Source organism: uncultured Thiodictyon sp., from assembly GCF_903828115.1.
Classification (GTDB): domain Bacteria; phylum Pseudomonadota; class Gammaproteobacteria; order Chromatiales; family Chromatiaceae; genus Thiodictyon.
In genome coordinates this window covers 1-21,258 of the sequence record NZ_CAIKKU010000196.1, presented here as the reverse complement: position 1 = coordinate 21,258, position 21,258 = coordinate 1, and the positions used below count along the sequence as shown (strand labels likewise).

Genomic DNA, 21,258 nt, shown 5'->3' with positions numbered 1-21,258 from the left:
GACAACGACAACGACAACGACAACGACGCCCGGTTCGTGGAAACGTCCGGTAGCTGTAGGGTACGCGATGCCTACCCTACGAGATATGCGTTAATACATCAGTTCTGATCGCACCCCACCTTGGACTCCGCGCCTTCGGTCGGCGGGACCCGTGCTAGGCTATGACGCTAACCGCAACTGCCCCGGGAGACGCCCATGTCGCAGACCGCCCTTGCCGAACCGCGTCGCACGCGGCCTGAACCGGCCGGTGCCGCACCCCCCTCTGCCGCCGGCCGCTACGTCTCGGAGGAGGAATACTGGCGCGACTACTACCGCGACTCCGACGTCCACTATGAATGGAACAACGGGCGTCTGGAGGAAAAGCCGGTGTCCAACTATGAGACCTTCCTCGTCTACCAGTGGTTCATGCTGCTGCTGGAGCACTTTCTGACCGCCCGGCCCATCGCCAGGATGGTCGCGCTGGAGATGGGCTTCCGGCTGCCGCTGCCGACCGGCACCGTCATCCGCAAGCCCGATTTCGGCGTCGTCTGCAACGACAACCCGCAGCCGTTGTTGCCGCTCGATGCGTCCTATCGCGGCGTTTTCGACCTCTGTGTCGAGGCCCTCTCGGATCAGGAGCGCCGCGACCTCCTGCGCGACACCGTGGTCAAGAAGGCCGAGTATGCCGCCGGTGGCGTCCCGGAATATTACATCATGCACCGCGCGCCTGAGCATCAGGCGTTCTTCACCCGCACCGCGGCGGGCGTCTATGTCCCCATCGCGTCGGAGGACGGCGTGATCCGCTCACGGGTCTTGCCCGGCTTACAGTTTCGCGTGGCCGACCTCTGCCGCCGGCCCGCACACGGCACGCTGCGCGATGATCCGGTCTACGCCGCCTTCGTGCTGCCTGCCTGGCGCGCGCTCGAGGAGCGTGCCGCGGCGCAGGCGCAGGCCTTGCGAGAGGCCGAAGAGCATGCCGCCGCCGAGGCACAGGCCCGACGCGAGGCCGAACAGGATGCCGCCGCGCAGGCACAGGCCCGGCAGCAGGCGCAACAGCACGCCGCCGCCGAATCAAACCGGGCCGACAACGAGTCGCACCGCGCCGCCGCCGAGGCACAGGCGCGGCGGCAGGCCGAGCGGCGCGCGCAGGAGGCGGAGCAGGCACTTGCCCGGCTTCAGGCACAACTGGCAGGCCGCGACGCTGCGCAGTGACCGGCGCCGGGCGGCACGACAGCGAATACTCTGTGAAAGTCAGCCCAGGCCCCGGTGGGAGCGGCTTGAGCCGCGACCCGACCTCACAAGCCGCCGCGGTCCTCGTCGCGGCTGAAGCCGCTCCCACGGGGGATGCGCAGCCGCGCGGCCCGCGTGCCTCTGCCCTGCCCCTATGGTACTTTTGCGCCCTCACACACGCGCCCGCCGCCCGTCGGCTGGCCGTCCCACCTACGCCTCAGGACCCTCACGCAATGGCACTGGATCGATCCGACGTCGAGAAGATCGCGCACCTGGCCCGGCTCGCGGTCAGCCCCGCGGCCTGCGACCGCTACGCCCTGGACCTGACCAACATCCTGGACCTGGTGGCCCGGATGGACGCGGTCGACACCACCGGCGTCGAACCCATGGCCCACCCCCTGCACATGACCCAGCGGCTGCGCCCGGATCGGCCCACCGAGCCCGATCAGCGCGAGCGCTTCCAGGCCATCGCACCCCAGACCGAGGCCGGGCTCTACCTGGTCCCCAAGGTGATCGAGTGATGCACGACAAGACCATGACCGAGCTGGCGGCGGGCCTCGCCGCCCGCACCTTCTCAAGCCGGGAGCTGACGCGCCACTACCTGGAGCGGATCGCACGCCACAACCCAAGCCTCAACGCCTTCATCACCGTCGCCGCCGAGTCGGCACTCGCGGCCGCCGCGCAGGCCGACCAGGCGCTCGCCGCCGGCACCGGCGGGCCACTCACTGGCATCCCGATCGCCCACAAGGACATCTTCTGCACCGCGGGACTGCGCACCAGTTGCGGCTCGCGGATGCTCGACACCTTCATCGCCCCCTACGACGCCACCGTGGTCGAGCGCCTGGCCGCCGCCGGGGCCGTGGTGCTCGGCAAGACCAACATGGACGAGTTCGCCATGGGCTCGTCCAACGAGACGAGCTGGTACGGCCCGGTGAAAAACCCCTGGGACCAGACCCGGGTCCCCGGCGGCTCCTCCGGCGGCTCCGCGGCGGCGGTCGCCGCCCGCCTGTGCGCCGCCGCCACCGGGACCGATACCGGGGGGTCCATCCGCCAGCCCGCGGCCCTGTGCGGCATCACCGGCATCAAACCGACCTATGGGCGCTGCTCGCGCTGGGGCATGATCGCCTTCGCCTCCAGCCTGGACCAGGCCGGCCCCATGGCGCGCACGGCCAGCGACGCCGCGCTGCTGCTCCAGGCCATGGCCGGCTTCGACCCCCGGGACTCCACCTCCATGGACACCCCGGTGCCGGACTATGTGGCCGGGCTGGACGCTGATCTGACCGGGCTGCGGATCGGCCTGCCCAAAGAGTATTTCGGCGCTGGGCTCGATGAGCGCATCGGTGCCGGCATCCAGGCGGCGCTGCGCGAATACGAACGCCTGGGTGCGACGGTCGTCGAGATCAGCCTGCCCAACAGCGCACTCTCGGTGCCGGTCTATTATGTCGTCGCCCCCGCTGAATGCTCCTCCAACCTCGCCCGCTTCGACGGCGTGCGCTATGGTCACCGCTGTGAAGACCCCAAGGATTTGGAGGACCTGTACAAACGCAGCCGCGCCGAGGGCTTCGGCGCCGAGGTCCAGCGCCGCATCATGATCGGCACCTATGTGCTGTCCGCCGGCTATTACGACGCCTATTATCTCAAGGCCCAGAAGGGCCGTCACCTGATCGCCGACGACTTCCGCCGCGCCTTCGGGCAGGTCGACGTCATCATGGGACCAACCAGCCCGACCACGGCCTTCCCCATCGGCGCCAAGATGGACGATCCGGTCGCCATGTACCTGAACGACATCTACACCATCGCCGCCAACTTGGCCGGCCTGCCCGGCATCTCCATCCCGGTCGCCCCGGTGGACGGCATGCCGGTGGGGCTGCAGATCATCGGCAACTATTTCGATGAGGGGCGGCTGCTCAATGTCGCGCACCGGTTGCAGCGGGAGACGGAGTGGCATTTGGGGGTGCCGCAGGCGTTTGAGTAAGTGGAGTGGAAAGCGTCCAACTGCCAGGGACCGTCCTATGTCACGCCCCTTCAGGGCTGGGCATCCTGATGCAAGTAACCCAGGGCGTTGCCCTGGGCTGGTATGTCATGCCCCTGCGGGGCTTTGCTTTCCTGGTGGCCGCCGGCCGGAACGATGATTGAGGCGGCCCTATCCCGCTGGCTGCCAGCCAGCGACCGTTGGCCCCGCGTCAGGCTCGCACCGCCCGCGGACCGAAGCCCCGAAGGGGCGCGATATACCAGCCCAGGGCAACGCCCTGGGTCAAGGCAATTTAGACGACCAGCCCTGAAAGGGCGTGACATAAGCCGCCCGACCTGAACCCGGCCGCTGATCAGCGAATAGACAAATGGATGCCAACAAAGATTATTATGCAACGCTGGGACTGACACCATCGGCCGACGCGGTCGTTGTCCGTGCCGCCTACAAGGCCCTGGCGCAACGCTATCATCCGGACAAGTCGGGGCTTGATCCCGGCACGGCCGGTATGCGCATGGCAGACATCAACGAGGCGTACAGTATCCTCAGCGACCCAGCCAAGCGCGCCGAATACGACAGACTCCGGGAGAAAAAGACCCAAAACGCCGACACGGCCTTTGCGGACGACGACCCCGAACCAAGCGCCGCCAGCCCGCTTGATACAGATTGGACAATCGCGTTGCAGTTCTACCCGGAACTTGAGGGTCTGCGGGCAAGACTGGCAAAGATCTCATGGAAACTTGCGGACGCTTTTCGAGCCAGAATACTGAATAAGAAGGAGTTTGCCGAGGCGCAAACGATTGCTGAAGTACTCGAAAATGAGTTCTTGTCGCTGTATTTTGGATCGAATCCGATCATCGTCAACTTTGCAAAGGCGCTGATCTCGGATGGCCACAGAGATGCGGCGAGAGACTTTAATCGCGCAATCAGAGTCATCGGAAGCGCCGCCGATCCGAGGAAAATGATTCGGGTCATTCTTGAGAAATACGGGATTACAGGGCTCAAGGATTCTTGGCATTACGACAGCACTGGAACGAGACAGGGTATCAATGCTGAACGCTATGCCCGTGAGCATGACTATCCACTAGAAGGAGTTATTGATTGCATCCGGAAGGGAGATATCCCGGGCTTCATGTATGAAGGCGCCTTTTACGTAGAAATCGACGAGAATGGAGAGCCCCTCACTTCAAATTCGATACCGATAGCCAACGACGGGTGCTTATCCATGGCGACCGTGGCGTTGGTAGGGGCGGCGTTATTTCTCATAGTCATAGCCATCATTATCGGCGCCAATCATACGTGAAGGCACCGAAGCTGCACCAAGCGACCCCCCTTAATAATTGATAAACAATGATCAACAAATGTCACGCCCTTTCAGGGCTGAACATCGCATATCGCGTTCCCAGGGCGTTGCCCTGGGCTGGTATGTCTCGCCCCTTCGGGGCTCTTTTTCCCGGCAGGCGTGGGACGGCTCACGCAACCGGTAGCGACCGGACCGATGCGGAACACAAAATGCAGCAAGAGATCAGCCGCTTAGACCGAGCCGCAAGCCGAACTCCAAGCTCGAGGGACGCGGCAATCGAGCACGAGCCGATTGCACCCCAACGGGGTGCCACATACCAGCCCAGGGCAACGCCCTGGGTCAAGCCAATATAGGCACTCAGCCCTGAAAGGGCGTGACATTGGACAGCCGACGGACTGAACCAAGATGCCCCAGTCACTCGCCAAGATCCTGCTGCACCTGGTGTTCAGCACCAAACACCGGGAACCCTGGATTGCAGAGTCAGTGCAACCGCGGCTCCACGCCTACCTCGCCGGGGCCTGTCGCGCTCTGGGCAGTGAGGCGTATCGCGTCGGGGGAACGGATAACCATGTCCATATCGGATGCAGCCTGCCGCGAACTATTGCCGTCAGCGCACTGCTCGAAGAGATCAAGAAATCGTCGTCTCATTGGATGAAACAGCAGGATGGCATCCCGGAGGTGTTTTCCTGGCAAGCGGGTTACGCGGCGTTTTCGCTTGGACACTCCCAGCTTCCAGCCCTGTTGCGCTATATCGACAACCAGCCCGAGCACCATCGTACGCGAACCTTTGATGAAGAACTGGTCGAGATTCTGAACCTGTACGGCGTGGAGTATGACCAGAGGTACCTTTGGGACTGAGAGGAAGAGGTCACGCCCTTTCAGGGCTAAGATTACTCCTTCGCACCACCCAGGGCGTTGCGCCTTAAGCTGGTATGTGTGACCCCGTTGGGGTCAATCCTCCCGCCCAGCCACCTTGCACCTTGGTTTCGCGCGGGAGGGTGTATCGGCCGTCGCCGAGACCCGAAGCCCCAAAGCCCCGAAGGGGCGCGACATACCAGCCCAGGGCAACGCCCTGGGTGGTCTGTCGTTAAGGATCTTAGCCCTGACAGGGCGTGACATTGGCGAGCCGCGTGATCCGGCTGAGGTTCGGCGCTCATCACCCCATTGATGGCGAGGGCGCGACATCGACCTGCTCATCAGGTGAACAGCGTCAGCACGCCCGTATAGCCATAAAGCCGATCCCGGGAGATCTCGCCATTGGCATAGAAGCCCACCAGGGGAAAATCGCCCAGGGTGTCGCGGATCTGTCTCAGCTCGGCGGAGTCCGGGCCGAAGAGGTTGACGCCGCGCCCCAGGCAGGTGCAGTAGACACCCCCGCGCGGCGGCCCGGTGAGACGGCCTGCCAGGGCCTTGAGCATCCGGTCCAGGTCCTCGCGGGCGGTGCCGGTGTCGCGGCGACAGAAGATGAGGCTGCGGCCCTGCTCCATCAGGTCGCCGACGGCCACCAGGCCCTCGGTGGGGTCCAGGCCCACCAGGTTGCGGACCAGATAGTCACCGGTGTCGGAGCCGGTGATCGGCAGCCCCACGAAGATGTAGCCGCCGATGCGCATCAGGTCCCGGGACAGGGCCTCGCCGATGTCCTCCTTGAGCACGTCCAGGGCCGGCCGGCCGTCCAGGGTCATGACGATGTTGCGCTGCGCCTTGGTGATGGTGCGGTGGGGGCCGATGGGTGAACAGCCCTGGCTCAGGCGGGTGACGAGCCCGACCCCCTCGGCGAAGAGCACGCCGGAGAGCCCCCCCTGGTGCAGCCCGTTGGCGATGGTGTAGGTCGTGCCGCGGGAGCTGGCGAGCCCGCCGACCAGGAAGCCGGCGGCGGTGCGCTGCGCGAGCGCCTTGATCAGGTCTTCGCTGACACCGCTCGTCGGGTCCCCGTGGACCAGGCCGAGGTTGGGGTGGCGCTCCGCGATCCACTCGCCATGGCGCGCGTCGAAGGCGTCCAGGTCCTCATCGACCAGCCCCGGGAAGACCCGGAAGCCGTCGGGCGGAAACTCGCCCAACATCAGGGCCGCGGCGGGCTCCTCGTAATACTCGGTGCCGGTGGCGCAGATGCCGATCCCGACGGCGCCGACCCAGGCGCGCACCCCGGTCGCGTCCTTCAGTTGGGCGAGCAGCTCGTCGAGATCCTCCGCCAGCGCGTCGGTCACGTAGAGAAAACCCAGATTGGCGGCGGCGGGAACCCGTGCGAGTTGGTCCAGACAGGTGTCCGCGATCTCCCGCCAGTCGTCCCCGGCGGCATGGGCGAATCGGAATGGGTGCATGGGGCAGGAACCTCAAGCTGTGCGAACGGTCAGCGGCCCTGGTCAGGAGTCCGAAGGTCGGCCCGGCCGCTGGGACTCTACGACGCTGGCCTGACGCTAACACCGGCGCGGACGGCGGGCAAGCCCCAGCGCGATCCCGGGACGATCCCTTGCACCGCGCATCCAGCCCAAGGTGTAGGCCAGGGCGCGGACTTTCAGCGGGTCAGCGGCCTGAAGACGCTTGATCAGCGCCTAACGATCGGAGTGGTACGCGAAACAGGGTGCCCGGGGACTCAAAGACAAAGCCATTGACGCCGAAAACCTGTATAGATTATGGTAGTCCGTGTAGCGTGGAACGCGATAGCGCTCCCGCCGACCTTGAGCGTCGTTCCGACCGCAAGAAGACAGGAGGTCGAGGCTTCAGCCGGTCGACATCGGAGACTCAGTGGCCCTGGTCCGGCTAACGGTCATGGCACCCGCGCCACCCCGGAACATGAAAGTCCTCTCGACCGCTAGCTCGATGGCCAGCGTGCAGGGCGGCGTAGTCAGGGCTTCCAGCCCTGACTGTTCCAGCCCCGACACCGTCAGGCCAGGATGGCCTGACTACGCACTTTCACGGTAAAGCCTCGACCTCCGGTACGAAACGCTTGGGCGGCGGCCGGAATAATGAGCGAGGCCCTTCCGCCATTTGGGCTTCCTGCCGTCAACAGGTTCTTGCCGAGCGCTGGGGAGTCGCTGCCGATGGCTCATCATGCTCAAGAATTACACGACCGCGATTGGCTAGGACCTCTGGATCATCGGCGCCTCAAATCCCATCGACCCCGGCAGTTGGAAGCCCGCCCTGGGTATCCAGGTCCAAGCCGGTCCAGAAAATATTAACGTCATATCAAGGAGATTCCCATGGCAGACTTCGGAATATTTACGAGAAACTACCGTCAACACATTGCCGCCGCCGGAAATGGGGCGTTTTTCGATCATCCGCTCGGTGGGCAACTCCTGCGCGGGCCTTAGACGAAGGGAAAGAAATTGATGTGTATATCGCTCCGGTTGACGGGAACGGGGAAGTTCAGTTTCGGGCAAAATTGAAGAAGGTGGAACTGGACCCGGACGAACATGATTTGCGGGTAAGAAAAATGCTCCAGAGTGCCCCTGGAACTACTATCGCGCGCCGAGTTCAGCCCGTGTAGGGCGGAACGGGAATGACGCAATCGGTGGTAACGCGGGGGCGGGACGCCCCCGCTCCTTTACACCTCCGCCAGGTCCCCTTTCTCCTGAAGCCAGGCACGCCGGTCCGCGGCGCGCTTCTTGGCGAGCAGCATGTCGAGCAGGCTGGTGCTGTCGTCCGTCGCCTCGATCGTGAGCTGGACCAACCGGCGGGTGTCCGGATGGATCGTCGTCTCGCGCAATTGGGCCGGGTTCATCTCGCCCAGGCCCTTGAAGCGCTGGACATTGACCTTGCCCTTGATCCGTTCGGCCTCGATCCGGTCGAGGATGCCCTTTTTCTCGCCGTCGTCCAGGGCATAGTAGACCTGCTTGCCGACATCGATCCGATAGAGCGGCGGCATGGCGACGTGCACATGCCCCTCGCTGACCAGGCGTCGGAAGTGCTTCAGGAACAGGGCACACAGCAGCGTGGCGATGTGCGCCCCGTCCGAGTCCGCGTCGGCCAGGATGCACACCTTGCCGAAGCGCAGCCGGGTGAGGTCATCGCTGCCCGGGTCCACCCCGATGGCCACCGCGATGTCGTGGACCTCCTGGGAGCCCAGCACCTCCGCCGCGTCCACCTCCCAGGTGTTGAGGATCTTGCCGCGCAGCGGCAGGATGGCCTGAAACTCCCGGTCGCGCGCCTGCTTGGCGGAGCCGCCGGCGGAGTCGCCCTCCACCAGAAAGAGCTCGCTGCGGTCCGGGTCCGTGGAGGTGCAGTCGGCGAGCTTCCCCGGCAGGGCCGGACCCGCGGTGATCTTCTTGCGGGTGACGGTGCGCCCGGCCCGCAGCCGCGCCTGGGCGGCGGTGATGGCCAACTCCGCGATCCGCTCACCCTCCGCCGTGTGCTGGTTGAGCCACAGGCTGAGAGCGTCCTTGACCACCCCGGAGACGAAGGCGGCACACTCGCGCGACGACAGCCGCTCCTTGGTCTGGCCGGAGAACTGGGGGTCGATGAGCTTGACCGAGAGGATATAGGCGAGCCGGTTCCAGACGTCCTCCGGGGCCAGCTTGACGCCGCGCGGCAGCAGGTTGCGGAACTCGCAGAACTCGCGCACCGCCTCGGTCAGCCCGCTGCGCAGACCGTTGACGTGGGTGCCGCCCTGGACCGTCGGGATCAGGTTCACATAGCTCTCGGTCACCGGCTCACCCGCCTCCGGGGTCCAGGCCAGGGCCCAACTGGCCGCCTCGTTGGTGCCCTCCATGTCGCCGACGAAGGGCACGGCCGGCACCGTCTCGCAGCCGCCCAGGGTCTGGACCAGATAGTCCTTGAGCCCGTCCTCGTAGCACCACTCGCGCTCGTCCGCCGCCGCCTCGTCGCGGAAGCGCACGGTCAGGCCCGGGCATAGGACGGCCTTGGCCTGCAACAGGTGAATGAGCGGCTTCGGGGCGAATTTGGGGGTGTCGAAATACTTGGGGTCGGGCCAGAAGCGCAGCCGGGTCCCGGTGCGCCCGCGCGCGACGGTGCCGACCGGCCGCAACGCGCTCGCCTTGTCCCCGTGAGCGAAGGTCATCTGGTATTCCTGTCCGCCGCGGCGCACCCAGACCTCCAGGCGCTCGGAGAGTGCGTTGACCACGGACACGCCCACGCCGTGCAGGCCGCCGGAGAAGCGGTAGCTGCCGCCGCCGAACTTGCCGCCGGCGTGGAGCTTGGTCAGGATCACCTCCACCCCGGGCATCCCCTCCTCCGGGTGCATATCGACCGGCATCCCGCGCCCGTCGTCGGCCACCTCCAGCGAGCCGTCGGCGAAGAGCACGACCTCGATGCTGCGGGCATGGCCGGCCAGGGCCTCGTCGACGCTGTTGTCGATGACCTCTTGCGCCAGGTGGTTAGGGCGGGTGGTGTCGGTGTACATCCCCGGGCGCTTGCGCACCGGGTCGAGGCCGCTTAGGACCTCGATCGCTGAGGCGTCGTAGTTGCCTGTCATGGGCCTGTGGCTGATCCTTGGTGCGAATGGGCGGCGGCCGACGTGCGACGGGGCGCGCCTGGTTCGCAGACGCGAAAGCCGTCGGTTTGACCGTCAAACCGCGGTACGCTACCGTAGTTTGAAACCCTGATGCAAACCCCATGAAGAAAGTCGCAGAACCCTCCCCGCCCCCGTTCGAGCAATCCCTAGGCGAACTGGAGGCGCTCGTCGCCGCCCTGGAGAAGGGCGACCTGACGTTGGAGGCGTCCCTGACCGCCTTCGAGCGCGGCGTGACCCTCACGCGCGCCTGCCGGGCCGCCCTGGAGGGCGCCGAGCAACGGGTCCGCATCCTCACCGAAGGCCGCCCGGACGCCGTGCCCGAGCCCTTCACCACCCCTAAGGCCCCCGTCACCGCCCCCCTGGACCATCCATGACTGAACAAGCACTGGACGCCTTTCGCGCGCGCTGTGTCGCGCGCGTCCAGGCCACCCTCGAACGCCTGCTGCCGGCCCCCCAGATCGAGCCCGCACGGCTCCACGAGGCCATGCGCTACAGCGTACTGACCGGCGGCAAGCGTATCCGCCCGCTGCTGTGCTATGCCGCCGGCGAGGCCCTGGGGGTCTCCCCGGCGCTGCTGGACCGCCCGGCCGCCGCCGTGGAGTTGATCCACGCCTACTCCCTGATCCATGACGACCTGCCGGCCATGGACGACGATGCACTGCGCCGCGGCCGACCGACCTGTCACAAGGCCTTCGACGAGGCGACCGCCATCCTCGCCGGCGACGCCCTGCAGACGCTCGCCTTCGAGACCCTGGCCGAGGCCACGGATCTCAACGCCACCGCCCGCATCGCCATGGTCGCCGCCCTGGCCCAGGCCAGCGGCTCGCGCGGCATGGCCGGCGGTCAGGCCCTGGATCTGGCGGCCGAGGGCAAGCACCTGGACCGCGTGATGCTGGAGCACATCCACATCCACAAGACCGGCGCCCTGATCCGCGCCGCCATCCGCCTGGCGCTGCTCGCCAACGGCCCGGTCGACACCGACCACGCCGCCCGCCTGGACCGCTATGCCAAGTGTGTGGGACTGGCCTTCCAGATCCAGGACGACGTACTCGACGTGACCGCCGAGACCACCGTCACCGGCAAGACCCGCGGGCGCGACCAGGACCTCGCCAAGTCCACCTACCCCTCCGTGGTCGGGCTGGCCGAGGCCAAGGAGATGGCGCATAACCTGCTGACCGATGCGTTGACCGCCGTGTCCGTCTTTCCCGCACGGGCCGATCCGTTGCGGTGGGTGGTGGAGTCGTTGATTGTGCGGACGGCGGTGTAGGGTGGAACTCCGCAGGAGGTTCCGCCAACTGGCTGGGGTATCCGCCACGACGCCGAGGCCGAAGATGGCGGAACCCGCTGCGCGTTCCGCCCTACGAACTGTCTGCGCATATCATCCAACGCTAACCGGAGATCAGGAGCACATCATGTCCCAGACAATCCGCGACATGGAGCGTCAGGCACTGCAACTGTCAAGAGAAGACCGGGCGCACCTGGCGGACCGCCTGCTCAGCAGTCTGGCCCTCGATCCATCGGTCGAAGATGCCTGGGCGATCGAGGTCGATCGGCGAATCACCGAATTCGAGTCCGGCAGCGTGCTTGATGTGCCCGTTGAAGACGCCCTGGCCCGCGCCCGCGCAGCCATTCGATGATCGTTTCGGTCCATCGCGAGGCCGATGCAGAGCTGCTTGCCGGAGCCGTCTACTACGCGCAGCATGGGGGCCGCACCGTCGCAGAGGCATTTCTCGACGAATTCGACTACGCGGTGTCACTCCTGCGTGAATTTCCGCAGCTCGGAGCACCATGGCGCGGCCGCGCACGGAAATTTCCTTTACGGCGATTCCCTTACAGCCTGATTTATTACGCAACCGGAACTCGTCTACGCATCGTCGCGGTCGCTCACCAAAGCAGAAAGCCCGGGTACTGGAACGGGCGGTTCTAAGGTCGGAGGATGACAGGGGACAAACTCGATTTAATCGTTTATGGCCGCTGTCCAGCGCGTCTCCGAGCAGTTAAACGTAGTCTGCCCCTAATATTCTCTGACCCAGTGATTTATCGTCTAGCGAGGCTTCTCCTCAGACCAACGGGTCATGATTTTGTTGCGGTGCACGCAAAATTCGACTTATTTGCAACAAATTTGCCTCTCAGAGAACCCCTACCCTGCCCCACACGGAGCCCAGCAATGATTTCCCTTGAGCAGTTTGAGCTTCAGTGGCTCGAAGAAGTCGTCGCAAGCGACCCATCGACGACTCATCTCGGTCATAGATTTGCCGAGAAGATCCTTCGCGACTGGCACGAGATTGATGCATCCACTGCTGAAGTCATCCTTTGCGACGGCGCAGGGGATGGCGGCATCGACGCAGCGGTATTTGTCGCAGAAGACCAAACAGAAGGAATCGAGGGAGACACATGGATTTTGATCCAGAGCAAGTACGGAACTGCGTTCACAGGCTCGGACACAATTAGTTCTGAAGCCCAGAAGCTATTCGCAACCCTTGAAGGAAAGCGTGAGAAGCTATCCTCCCTCTCAGTCGAACTCGTCACCAGGCTTCGTAACTTTCTGTCCAATCGCGGACCGAAGGATCGCCTTGAATACGTCCTCGCCACGACAAGGCGGCTAACCCCAGAAGAGGAGGAGTACCTCGCAAACATAAAAACACTCGGCCGCGCCAAGTTTGGTGATTGCTTCGACGTAGATTCTGTTTCAGTCGAGACGATATATAACAAGGTAGCGGAAGAGGACGCTTTCGGCACGAATAAGCTTCAGGTGAAGCTAAAAACTATAGTCGCAAGTTCCGGTAATATATTGCTCGTAGGAGCGACACGACTCACAGACGTCTTTCAATTCATGCAACAGTACAAGTCCGCCTCAGGCGATCTTGACCTTCTCTACGAAAAGAACGTACGAAAGTTCCTGGGCAACAAACGTAAAGTCAATAAGGGCATTGAGGCAACAATTGAACATCACCCCGAGCGTTTTGGACTGTACAACAACGGAATTACAATTGTCGCTGAAGAGGTTACGAAAGTCAGCACTGACGAACTGGTGTTGACAAACCCATTCATTGTCAATGGATGCCAAACAACCAAGTCCATTTGGTCTGTCCTACAAAGGAAACTAAATTCGGGAGGGACGGCGCCGTCTGATAAGCAGAAAGACTGGGAGGCTCGACTGAACACAGCCGTAGTCATTACGAAGATTGTCGTGGTCGGATCAGAAGGAGAGGAACTTCTAACTGAGACAACGCGATATACCAACTCCCAGAACGCAGTGGGCGAGAAGGACTTTATTGCACTTGAGAAAGACTTCCGCACATGGGCACCCCAGTTTAATTCCAAATACGGCGTGTTTCTTGAGATCCAGCGCGGCGCATGGGAGGCTCGCAAGGCGTATCAGCGGCAAAACCCACTAGCGGAGCCACACTACGCTGAAGCCGCGTATGCTTTCGACCTATTAAAAGCATATGCCGCTGGTTGGCTTTCAGAACCAGGAATCGCATATGCCAAGAACCCCCCTTTTGCTCCTGGCGGATCAATATTTAATAAGATCACAAACAGCGGGAATTTCGGCGTCGAAGGCTTATATTCAGCCTACCTAATGCAAAAATTAGCAAATGAGTATAGCTTCGGGCGCGGAGCAAAAGTACAAACTAGAGGACAAACAAGATATTTATTCATAATGGTCGCCGTTGATCTCGTGAAGGATTTCTTGCTAAACAATCAGCTTGAGTATTCTTTGTCTTCGATTGGTGGCGCCGTTATTCGTCTAAATGAGGCTGGGCTTCTCAAGCATTTTGGCGATGCTGCTGTACAGCTAATTGATGACTACTTGACAAATGGCAACGAGGATTGCCTATTTGTGGAGCCGGAATTCCAAAAGATGCAGGATCTAAATGCGTTCCTAAAGTCGGAAAAACTCGGGAAGGGGGAAGATTTCTCGCCTCGACTCAGAACACAAATTGCGATGACCAAGAAGATTTTCCGCAAGAGTGCGCCCGTAGCCTTAATGAAGACCGCGATCTCGGCGCCGCTGTGTGACGCCATACCCACTTACTAAAGCGCAAGGCAACGCCTTGAACTCGCCGTGTGCATGGAAAACCGCAGGGCATAGCTGGCCTAAACCGTTGTTTCCCGGTTAACTCATAAATCAGAAGGTAACCCGTCCGGGAGCGACGTTGCCGGTCTGCCGATAGGGCATCTGCAAAGCCCTGACGTGAAGCATAAGACGTCCGCGCGAACGTACTTGAGCGGCAGTTCCCGCTCCTGCTTGACGAGATCTTTCCGGCTGATTTCGCGAAATTGCTGGTTGAGCATGAAGTCGCAACCGTTCACAGTCTCGGCTGGTCAGGCATCAGGAACGGCACCGCAGTGCGCGAACTCCTGGCGCCTGATGGTCGTGCGGTACAGCGCGAGGGTAGCGTTAGCACCTTGCCCCCTGGAAATGATTTTTATACCATCCTCACATGACAAGCAAGCACCGCTTTCGCGGGAAATACCGGCTTGAACTGCGCGAACGGGACCACGCCCCAGCCCACGTTCATCTGGTTGGGGGCAATTTCGACGTGCGCATTGATCTCGCCACCCTGGAGGCGGACGGCAGATGGCCCCGCGGGCTGCAAACAGAGGTCTTAGCGTGGGTCGCCGCGCACCGCGACGAACTGTTGGAGGAATGGCACCGATGGCATCCATGAAACGTCCCCGCCTGACCAGCGCCGAGCCGCTGACCGAACACCGACTGCGCTTGACATTCATCGACGGCAGCACCTACACGCTAGATTTCACGCCGCTGCTCGATGCCTCTCCAGGGCTTGCCCCACTGCGGGAGGCCGCTGCCTTCGCCGGAGCAACGGTCATCCCCGGCGAGGGCTGGGCCGTCGTCTGGCCGGATTTTGACATCCAGATCGGCGCCGACACCCTCTGGCTGGACGTGGAGGCACAACAGGCGCCGGATGAGAACACCCGCACCTTCGTGCAATGGCGCTCACGCCACGGCCTATCGCTCACCCAGGCCGCCGCCGCGCTAGGCCTCACACCCCGCACGGTCAGCGCCTATGGAACCGGCGCCCGACCGGTTCCGCGTTACATCGCGCTCGCCTGCAAGGGGTGGGAGGCGGATCGCAGGCAAGGCTGAGTGGTCTAACGGGCGCCGGACGCCCGGAAGAACAGCTAATCGGGCAGCGAATCGGGAACAGACTCGTTTAATTCCTTAGATGCTCCAAATCGAATCCGTCAGCGCTATACACCCGCTGCGGCCAATCCGGAGATTCCATATGATCTCACTTGCCAATGTCACGCATCGTGATCCGGAGATACTCAGTAGGACACCGGTGTTCATAGGAACACGCGTGCCGGTACGCTCGCTATTCGACTATTTGGAGGGCGGTGACACATTGGAAGAGTTCCTGCACCAATTCCCGTCCGTCAAGCGCGCCCAGGTTATCGCGGTTCTTGATGCCGCCTATGAGTCGATTACCGCAGATGCGCATCCTGCTTCATAAAACGCACGTCGCCAGTCTCGTCGCGACGGCGAATCGAATGGCGCCAGGCCGAGTAGAAAACACCGGTCCTTGACCGCTGATTCCTCCGTCGATGAATCAGACGAACAACCGCTCCATCCAAGCCACGAACCGACGTGCCGCATCGGCATCATGGGCAAAGGTCGCCGCCCGAATCGCCGTGCCGAAGGGCAGCGCGGGCTCCTCCTGCCAGGCAAGCCAGGTATGGATGCGGGCCTTGATGAAGTCGGTCTGCGCGAATCCAGCGCCGAGTTGATGGGCATGTGCGGTGCTCTCCTCTGACCAACCCCAGCACGGGTCGTCAGGAGGCACCAAGAGGGCGAGGAAATCCTCCAACTTCACGGGATTCTGGTTGTCGGGCATGAGCCAGACGCCCAGGCGTCGACCATCCGCCGCTGCTGCCACTGTACCTGCCGGGTAGGGCTGGTCCGGAAGCGGGAAACCCGAACCGGTCAGGCGATCACATAGCGATTGCCAGCGATCCCCGACCGCGATGTCCGCATCCAGCACGATTCCGACCCGGCGGCAGGAGCGCAGCGTCACCGGCAGGGCTTCCAAGGCGAGCGTGTCGCCTTTGGCATCGTCGATATAGGGATAATGCGGCTGAGGGTTATTCCAATCCCAGCCGTGTTTCGTAGTCAGCTCGATGATGGAATACAGATCGTCCTTGCCCTCAACGATCAGACGATGGACCGCATTCTGCTTCACCTTGGCTGGGATCATCCCCGCACCTCGATATGGTGACGCGCCGCGATCTCGATGTCCGCCGCCGAATAGCGGACCGCGGCGGTTGCAGTCCGGTCGATGCGATGCACCGAGATGTCCGCCGCCAGTTCGGGGGCGTCGGTCTGGAGCCACGCCAGGGCGCGGATACAATCGCCGCTGTGAGAGGTGGCGAAGACCTGGACATCGAGGCGCCGGGCGGACTCGATGACGAATCGCCACATGGCTTCCAGCGTCGTGTAGTGGAGTCCGGTATCGATCTCGTCGATCAGCAAGACCCCACCCGCCGCGCGCGCCAGGTAGATCGCCTGGGCGAGCAGCCGCATGATCCCGTCGCCGAGGCTGCCCAATGGGATTCGCTGATCTTCCCCGGTCAATTTTACGAACCCGACGCTTTCCGTCATGCGTCCGGTCGCAGTGAACGCGAGCCGCTCGATCGCAGGGTCAATGATCTTCATGGCAGCGATCACTTTTTCTTCTTCCGGGAGAAGCACAAGGCGATCCCACATTTCTTGCAGGACGCGCGGGTCAGCGCCGCCGGTGCCCAGGAACCACACCGCCGCCGCGCCGCCCGACGGCGCAGAAACCATCACGCTACGCCGCAACTCCAACAACGACCCGCCGGCCGAGACTGGAAGGGTCTGATTTCCTTCCGGGTTGTCCGGCCCCGTCATCACAATCTCCAATGGTGACCCCAAATCGGCCTGTTCGGAAAGAAGGTCAAGCTGGACGCCGGGGTCTGTCTGCCTGCGTACCTCGCAGCGGACCCGCAGTTCCATCGCACCGGAATAGCCACTCACCTCAAAGGAAGTGCCTTCCTGTATTCGGTGCCCAAAGAACAGGTGACGCACATCAAATTCAGTTCGTGCGCGGTCATCGGCCGACTCCAAGGAAACCTCGACCCGTCGCCTGGGGCTTCGCAACAACGAGGCGACGCGTCCGCCCAACGCGGCCATTTCGACCGCATCGAGGAGGGATGTCTTGCCGGCGTTATTCTTGCCGACCAGGAGGTTGACGCGCGTCAGCCCGGGAAGCTCGAACGAGTTGAAGGCGCGAAAGCCTTGAACCTTCAGGGAGTCATACATGATCGGCCGTGATCCTCATTTCAACCAATGGCCCTCGAGGCGCAGAGCGCCTGAGACAGGCGTGACACCGCTGGAGCGGTGCCACGAGCGCAAAGCGCAGCCGGCGGCGCGACGGACAGATGACTCGGTGCGGCAGCCGCTCAAAGCACCAAATCCAGCGCCCGCTCCAGATTCGCCACCGTCCGTTCGCAATCGTGCAGCTTGTCGAGCCCGAAGAGCCCGATGCGGAAGCTCTTGAAATCGGGCGGCTCATCGCACTGTAACGGCACACCGGCGGCGCTTTGCAGGCCGACGGCGACAAACTTGGCGCCCGTGCTCAGCCCATCGTCGTTCGTATAGCTCACCACCACGCCCGGCGCCTGGAAGCCCTCCGCCGCCACGCTGCGGATACCGCGCGATTCCAGCAGGGCACGCACCCGCCGCCCCAGTTCCCATTGCTCCGCGCGCACCTTCTCCAGACCGTAGGCCGCGGTCTCCTGCATCACATCGCGCAGCTGCGCCAGTGCGTCCGTGGGCAGGGTGGCGTGATAGGCGTGGCCGCCGGCCTCGTAGGCGGCCATGATCTGGAGCCACTTCTTGAGGTCGCCGGCGAAGCTGGTGCTGGTGGTGGCGTCGATGCGCTCGCGGGCCAGGGGGCTCAGCATCACCAGCGCGGCGCAGGGGGAACTGGTCCACCCCTTTTGCGGGGCGCTGATCAGGATATCGACCCCGATCGCCTTCATGTCTACCCAGATGGCGCCCGAGGCGACGCAGTCGAGCACGAAGAGGCCGCCGACCGCGTGCACCGCCTCGGCCACGGCGCTCAGGTAATCGTCGGGCAGGATGATGCCGGAGGAGGTCTCGACGTGCGGCGCGAAGACCAGATCCGGCCGGTAGTCGCGAATCGCGCTCACGACCTCCCCAAGCGGCGCCGGGGCGAAGGGTGACTGCGGGGCCTCGGCCACCCGCCGCGCCTTGAGCACGACGGATGCGGCCGGGATCGAGCCCATGTCGAAGATCTGGGTCCAGCGGTAGCTGAACCAGCCGTTGCGGATCACCAGGGCCTTCTTCCCGGTGGCGAACTGGCGCGCCACGGCCTCCATGCCGAAGGTGCCGCCGCCGGGCACGATCGCCACGGCCTGGGCCTGATACACGGCCTTCAGCATGGCGGAGAGGTCACGCATCACGCCCTGGAAGGCCTGGGACATGTGGTTGAGCGAACGGTCGGTGAACACTACCGAGTATTCGAGCAGGCCGTCGGGATCGACGTCGGGGAGCAAGCCGGGCATGGTCACCTCGCAAGGACCCGGCGGCGCCGGGCGGACGTGGGGGCAGGTCGAGTGCCTGCGCGAAGCCTGCGATTGTAGCGGTTGTGGGCGGTGAAGGAGGCACTGCAAGCGCCCGTCGAAGGTTCGACACAGGCCGCAGCGTTACCCGAAGCAAGCGCGGCGCTACGCCTGGCAACCGCCGTGACCTGGACGGGCCGGTGGGCGCCGCTTGAACTGCGTCACCCTGCCGGTGCTTGGGTGGTCCCGCCCGGGCCAGCCTGTGAACGGGCTCACAGTTCAATAAGGGCGGTCGGGTACAGTGGTTCCCCTTGAAGAGATCCCCAAACTAGGTGAGCCGGTGCGCTGCGTCACACCCTCGCCGACCCACCCGCGGATACGCACCCATGTCGCTTCATCGCCTGATCGTCATCGCCTCCAGCGTCGGCGCCACGTTCTTATCCGCATCGACCGGTGTCCTCGGAGCCCCCGGAGGGACGCCGGGCGCGGCCCCCGAGCAGGCCCGGATGTTTGGCCGCGGGGCGCCCTTCGCGGTGTCCGACCTGCCGCCGAGCACGCTGCGCCGCGATCTGGAGTCCCTGCCGCCCCAAGCCAGGGCCCATGCGCTCGGCTGGCTGCACGAATTCGAGTTCCCCGGCGCGGATGCCGATACGCTGCGGGCGGATAAGGACGGCGCCATCTTCTATGTCGATGCCATTGCGGTGCCCCAGACCCCGCAAGAGGCCCCCCAAGAGGCCACGACCGCGAGCGCCGAAACGGCGAGTGCGTCGGCGGCCATCGACAGTCCCTTCACGCTGCACAGCCGCCCCGGGGCCTGGGGCACCGTCTATCTCGACTTCACCGGGCACACGCTCACCAAGACCGCCTGGAACGCCAGTGCTGGGGTCGACCCGCTGGTCGCGCGTCCGTTCGACCTCGACGGCAGCCCGCTCACCGTCGGCGCCGGGGAGTCCGCCGCCATCGCGGAGATCTGGCACCGGGTCGCGGAGGATTACGCCCCCTTCGACATTGATGTCACCACCGAGGAGCCGGCGAACTTCGGCCCCACGGTCGGGCGCGTCCTGATCACCTCCAGCACCGACGCCAACGGCAAGGCCATGCCCTCCGGCACCGCGGGCGGCGTCGCCTATGTGGGTGTGTGGGGCATGTCCAACTATGCCTCCTACTATTCGCCCGCGCTGGTCTATTACAATAACCTCGCCAACGGTACGACCTATATCGCCGAGGCCGGCGCACATGAGTTCGGGCACAACCTGAGCCTCGCCCACGACGGCACCGCGACCGTGACCTATTACGCCGGTCAGGGCAGCGGCTATACCTCCTGGGCCCCGATCATGGGCAACAGCTACTACAACAACGTGACCCAATGGAGTAAGGGAGAGTACACGGGTGCGAACAATACCCAGGACGACATCGCCATTATCGGCGCCAAGCTCGGCCTGCTGGCCGACGACCACGGCGACACGCCGGCCGCCGCCAGCCCGCTCCTGGTCTCCGCGAGCGGACTGGTCGCGGCGACCAACCCGCAGGGCGATGCCGACAATCTCTATCCCGAGAACAAAGGCGTCATCGGCCGGGTCGGCGACAAGGACGTGTATTGGGTCAAGGTCGATGCGGGGGCGCTGACGTTGCAGGTCAATCCCGCCTGGGACGCCTTCTACCGCACCGACCGGCGCGGCGCGAACCTCGACCTGCGTGCGGTACTGACCGACGCGCAAGGCAGCGTCGTCGCGCAGTCCGATCCCACCACCGACACCTATGCCTCCGTGAGTACCACGGTGGCCGCGGGCCTCTATTATCTGGAGGTCAGCGCAGTCGGCAGCGCCAATTACAGCGACTATGCCAGTCAGGGCCGCTACTTCATCTCCGGTCAGGTGACGCCCTCGACCGCCGTCAACCAGCCGCCGGTCGCAGCCTTCAATTCCGTCTGCGCGGGCCTGGCATGCACCTTCACCGATCGCTCCAGCGACAGCGACGGCAGCCTGGTCGCCTGGAACTGGGACTTCGGCGACAACAGCACCGCGACCGCCCGGCAGCCGACCCATAGCTACACCGCCGCCGGGACCTATAGCGTGCGCCTGACGGTCACCGACAACGCGGGCGCCACCGCGGCCGCCGCGGGCAGCGTGACACCCACGGCGCCGGCCAATGTGGCGCCGAGCGCGAGCTTCACCGTCGTCTGCGCGGGCCGCGCGTGCCGCTTCACCGATACCTCCAGGGACAGCGACGGCAGCGTCCAGGCCTGGGCCTGGGACTTCGGCAACGGCACCAAGTCGACGCTGCAGAACCCGAGTTGCACCTATGCAGTCAAGGGCAAGTACACCGTCAAGCTCACGGTCACCGACAATGGCAGCCCCAACCTGAGCGCGACCGCCGTAAAGCAGATCAACGTGCTCGCCAGGTGACGCCGACCCGAGGTGAGGACGCATGTAGAGGCAGGGACGCCTCGCGCTCTTTCGGCGCGGCGCGCGACGGGGGCCTCGATCATAAATCCGCCCACCCCAGCTCTCGTGACACCGCTCTAGCGGTGTCACGCATGTGTTGGGCGCTCTGCGCCCCGAGGCCTCCGGGCGGAGTTATGATCAAGGCCCGCGACGGCCTTGATCATAACTGTGCGACACGAAGTCGCGTAAGTAATTGTTCTACTGGAAGTCTCTATATGGCGACCTGATGGAACCGACGGTTTCTCCCGTCGTAGCCTAGGAGCACATGCGAGACTGGTAACGGTCCGGTGTG

Annotated in this window: 19 protein-coding genes; 14 read left to right on the top strand and 5 right to left on the bottom strand. The window is 63.9% G+C overall.

Annotated features, from left to right (window positions below; genetic code table 11):
* Window positions 1–195 precede the first annotated feature (195 nt).
* The 5 genes from QZY48_RS07205 to tnpA all read left to right on the top strand — a co-directional run bounded on the left by QZY48_RS07205 (window position 196) and on the right by tnpA (window position 5,339).
* A complete protein-coding gene (locus QZY48_RS07205; protein WP_295429540.1) occupies window positions 196–1,191 on the top strand; it encodes a Uma2 family endonuclease in 996 nt (331 codons plus the stop codon).
* A gap of 251 nt (window positions 1,192–1,442) precedes the next feature.
* A complete protein-coding gene (gene gatC, locus QZY48_RS07200) occupies window positions 1,443–1,730 on the top strand; it encodes an Asp-tRNA(Asn)/Glu-tRNA(Gln) amidotransferase subunit GatC (RefSeq protein ID WP_100921273.1) in 288 nt (95 codons plus the stop codon).
* Window positions 1,730–3,184 (top strand): Asp-tRNA(Asn)/Glu-tRNA(Gln) amidotransferase subunit GatA, encoded by a 1,455-nt coding sequence (gene gatA, locus QZY48_RS07195; protein ID WP_295429533.1) that lies wholly within the window; start codon window positions 1,730–1,732, stop codon window positions 3,182–3,184. Before gatC ends, gatA begins: the two co-directional genes overlap by 1 nt.
* A 364-nt stretch (window positions 3,185–3,548) precedes the next feature.
* Window positions 3,549–4,481 (top strand): J domain-containing protein, encoded by a 933-nt coding sequence (locus QZY48_RS07190; protein WP_295429530.1) that lies wholly within the window; start codon window positions 3,549–3,551, stop codon window positions 4,479–4,481.
* Window positions 4,482–4,886: 405 nt separating this feature from the next.
* Complete coding sequence (gene tnpA, locus QZY48_RS07185; protein ID WP_295429527.1) at window positions 4,887–5,339, top strand: IS200/IS605 family transposase; 453 nt, start codon at window positions 4,887–4,889, stop codon at window positions 5,337–5,339.
* Window positions 5,340–5,677: 338 nt separating this feature from the next.
* Here the strand turns inward: tnpA and QZY48_RS07180 are convergent, their stop codons facing one another.
* Together QZY48_RS07180 and parE are read right to left on the bottom strand one after the other, a co-directional pair.
* Complete coding sequence (locus QZY48_RS07180) at window positions 5,678–6,799, bottom strand: FIST N-terminal domain-containing protein (RefSeq protein WP_295429524.1); 1,122 nt, start codon at window positions 6,797–6,799, stop codon at window positions 5,678–5,680.
* Window positions 6,800–8,022: 1,223 nt separating this feature from the next.
* Window positions 8,023–9,909 carry a DNA topoisomerase IV subunit B gene (gene parE / locus QZY48_RS07175; protein ID WP_295429522.1) on the bottom strand — a complete coding sequence of 629 codons (1,887 nt, stop codon included), beginning with the start codon at window positions 9,907–9,909 and terminating at the stop codon, window positions 8,023–8,025.
* Window positions 9,910–10,049: 140 nt separating this feature from the next.
* Here parE and QZY48_RS07170 point away from each other — a divergent pair, with 140 nt between their 5' ends.
* From QZY48_RS07170 to QZY48_RS07135, 8 genes are all read left to right on the top strand, one after another.
* The gene (locus QZY48_RS07170; RefSeq protein WP_295429520.1) at window positions 10,050–10,322 is read left to right on the top strand and encodes an exodeoxyribonuclease VII small subunit; all 273 of its coding nucleotides are present in this window, start codon (window positions 10,050–10,052) and stop codon (window positions 10,320–10,322) included.
* Entirely contained in the window at window positions 10,319–11,215 is an 897-nt protein-coding gene (gene ispA / locus QZY48_RS07165; RefSeq protein WP_295429517.1) for a (2E,6E)-farnesyl diphosphate synthase, read from the top strand. The genes QZY48_RS07170 and ispA overlap by 4 nt, the downstream gene beginning before the upstream one ends.
* A 145-nt stretch (window positions 11,216–11,360) precedes the next feature.
* Complete coding sequence (locus QZY48_RS07160; protein WP_295429514.1) at window positions 11,361–11,585, top strand: addiction module protein; 225 nt, start codon at window positions 11,361–11,363, stop codon at window positions 11,583–11,585.
* Window positions 11,582–11,875 (top strand): type II toxin-antitoxin system RelE/ParE family toxin, encoded by a 294-nt coding sequence (locus QZY48_RS07155; RefSeq protein ID WP_295429512.1) that lies wholly within the window; start codon window positions 11,582–11,584, stop codon window positions 11,873–11,875. The genes QZY48_RS07160 and QZY48_RS07155 overlap by 4 nt, the downstream gene beginning before the upstream one ends.
* A 240-nt stretch (window positions 11,876–12,115) precedes the next feature.
* A complete protein-coding gene (locus QZY48_RS07150; protein WP_295429509.1) occupies window positions 12,116–13,990 on the top strand; it encodes an AIPR family protein in 1,875 nt (624 codons plus the stop codon).
* Window positions 13,991–14,396: 406 nt separating this feature from the next.
* Window positions 14,397–14,624, top strand: coding sequence for a DUF4160 domain-containing protein (locus QZY48_RS07145; protein ID WP_295429506.1), 228 nt, complete (start codon window positions 14,397–14,399; stop codon window positions 14,622–14,624).
* Window positions 14,621–15,064, top strand: coding sequence for a DUF2442 domain-containing protein (locus tag QZY48_RS07140; RefSeq protein WP_295429503.1), 444 nt, complete (start codon window positions 14,621–14,623; stop codon window positions 15,062–15,064). The genes QZY48_RS07145 and QZY48_RS07140 overlap by 4 nt, the downstream gene beginning before the upstream one ends.
* A 139-nt stretch (window positions 15,065–15,203) precedes the next feature.
* Entirely contained in the window at window positions 15,204–15,431 is a 228-nt protein-coding gene (locus QZY48_RS07135; RefSeq protein ID WP_295429500.1) for a DUF433 domain-containing protein, read from the top strand.
* Window positions 15,432–15,527: 96 nt separating this feature from the next.
* Here QZY48_RS07135 and QZY48_RS07130 read toward each other — a convergent pair whose 3' ends face one another.
* The 3 genes from QZY48_RS07130 to QZY48_RS07120 form a co-directional block, all read right to left on the bottom strand.
* Window positions 15,528–16,172, bottom strand: a complete 645-nt coding sequence (locus tag QZY48_RS07130) for a DUF3226 domain-containing protein (protein ID WP_295429499.1) — start codon at window positions 16,170–16,172, stop codon at window positions 15,528–15,530.
* On the bottom strand, window positions 16,169–17,257 hold the full coding sequence (locus QZY48_RS07125) for an ATP/GTP-binding protein (RefSeq protein WP_295429497.1): 1,089 nt from the start codon (window positions 17,255–17,257) through the stop codon (window positions 16,169–16,171). The genes QZY48_RS07130 and QZY48_RS07125 overlap by 4 nt, the downstream gene beginning before the upstream one ends.
* A 140-nt stretch (window positions 17,258–17,397) precedes the next feature.
* Window positions 17,398–18,525, bottom strand: coding sequence for an aminotransferase class V-fold PLP-dependent enzyme (locus QZY48_RS07120; protein WP_295429495.1), 1,128 nt, complete (start codon window positions 18,523–18,525; stop codon window positions 17,398–17,400).
* A gap of 383 nt (window positions 18,526–18,908) precedes the next feature.
* On the opposite strand from QZY48_RS07120, the gene QZY48_RS07115 reads away from it, so the two are divergent.
* On the top strand, window positions 18,909–20,927 hold the full coding sequence (locus tag QZY48_RS07115; RefSeq protein ID WP_295429493.1) for a PKD domain-containing protein: 2,019 nt from the start codon (window positions 18,909–18,911) through the stop codon (window positions 20,925–20,927).
* Window positions 20,928–21,258 lie beyond the last annotated feature (331 nt).

What these genes read in the sequence shown, in the direction of transcription:
- QZY48_RS07145 (WP_295429506.1), top strand. Translation starts at nt 14,397, where the DNA reads ATGACAAGCAAGCACCGCTTTCGCGGGAAATACCGGCTTGAACTGCGC.
- QZY48_RS07135 (WP_295429500.1), top strand. Translation starts at nt 15,204, where the DNA reads ATGATCTCACTTGCCAATGTCACGCATCGTGATCCGGAGATACTCAGT.
- QZY48_RS07120 (WP_295429495.1), bottom strand. Translation starts at nt 18,525, where the DNA reads ATGCCCGGCTTGCTCCCCGACGTCGATCCCGACGGCCTGCTCGAATAC.
- gatC (WP_100921273.1), top strand. Translation starts at nt 1,443, where the DNA reads ATGGCACTGGATCGATCCGACGTCGAGAAGATCGCGCACCTGGCCCGG.
- QZY48_RS07140 (WP_295429503.1), top strand. Translation starts at nt 14,621, where the DNA reads ATGAAACGTCCCCGCCTGACCAGCGCCGAGCCGCTGACCGAACACCGA.
- parE (WP_295429522.1), bottom strand. Translation starts at nt 9,909, where the DNA reads ATGACAGGCAACTACGACGCCTCAGCGATCGAGGTCCTAAGCGGCCTC.
- tnpA (WP_295429527.1), top strand. Translation starts at nt 4,887, where the DNA reads ATGCCCCAGTCACTCGCCAAGATCCTGCTGCACCTGGTGTTCAGCACC.
- QZY48_RS07150 (WP_295429509.1), top strand. Translation starts at nt 12,116, where the DNA reads ATGATTTCCCTTGAGCAGTTTGAGCTTCAGTGGCTCGAAGAAGTCGTC.
- QZY48_RS07180 (WP_295429524.1), bottom strand. Translation starts at nt 6,799, where the DNA reads ATGCACCCATTCCGATTCGCCCATGCCGCCGGGGACGACTGGCGGGAG.
- QZY48_RS07155 (WP_295429512.1), top strand. Translation starts at nt 11,582, where the DNA reads ATGATCGTTTCGGTCCATCGCGAGGCCGATGCAGAGCTGCTTGCCGGA.
- QZY48_RS07160 (WP_295429514.1), top strand. Translation starts at nt 11,361, where the DNA reads ATGTCCCAGACAATCCGCGACATGGAGCGTCAGGCACTGCAACTGTCA.
- QZY48_RS07130 (WP_295429499.1), bottom strand. Translation starts at nt 16,172, where the DNA reads ATGATCCCAGCCAAGGTGAAGCAGAATGCGGTCCATCGTCTGATCGTT.
- ispA (WP_295429517.1), top strand. Translation starts at nt 10,319, where the DNA reads ATGACTGAACAAGCACTGGACGCCTTTCGCGCGCGCTGTGTCGCGCGC.
- gatA (WP_295429533.1), top strand. Translation starts at nt 1,730, where the DNA reads ATGCACGACAAGACCATGACCGAGCTGGCGGCGGGCCTCGCCGCCCGC.
- QZY48_RS07190 (WP_295429530.1), top strand. Translation starts at nt 3,549, where the DNA reads ATGGATGCCAACAAAGATTATTATGCAACGCTGGGACTGACACCATCG.
- QZY48_RS07170 (WP_295429520.1), top strand. Translation starts at nt 10,050, where the DNA reads ATGAAGAAAGTCGCAGAACCCTCCCCGCCCCCGTTCGAGCAATCCCTA.
- QZY48_RS07125 (WP_295429497.1), bottom strand. Translation starts at nt 17,257, where the DNA reads ATGTATGACTCCCTGAAGGTTCAAGGCTTTCGCGCCTTCAACTCGTTC.
- QZY48_RS07205 (WP_295429540.1), top strand. Translation starts at nt 196, where the DNA reads ATGTCGCAGACCGCCCTTGCCGAACCGCGTCGCACGCGGCCTGAACCG.
- QZY48_RS07115 (WP_295429493.1), top strand. Translation starts at nt 18,909, where the DNA reads ATGTCGCTTCATCGCCTGATCGTCATCGCCTCCAGCGTCGGCGCCACG.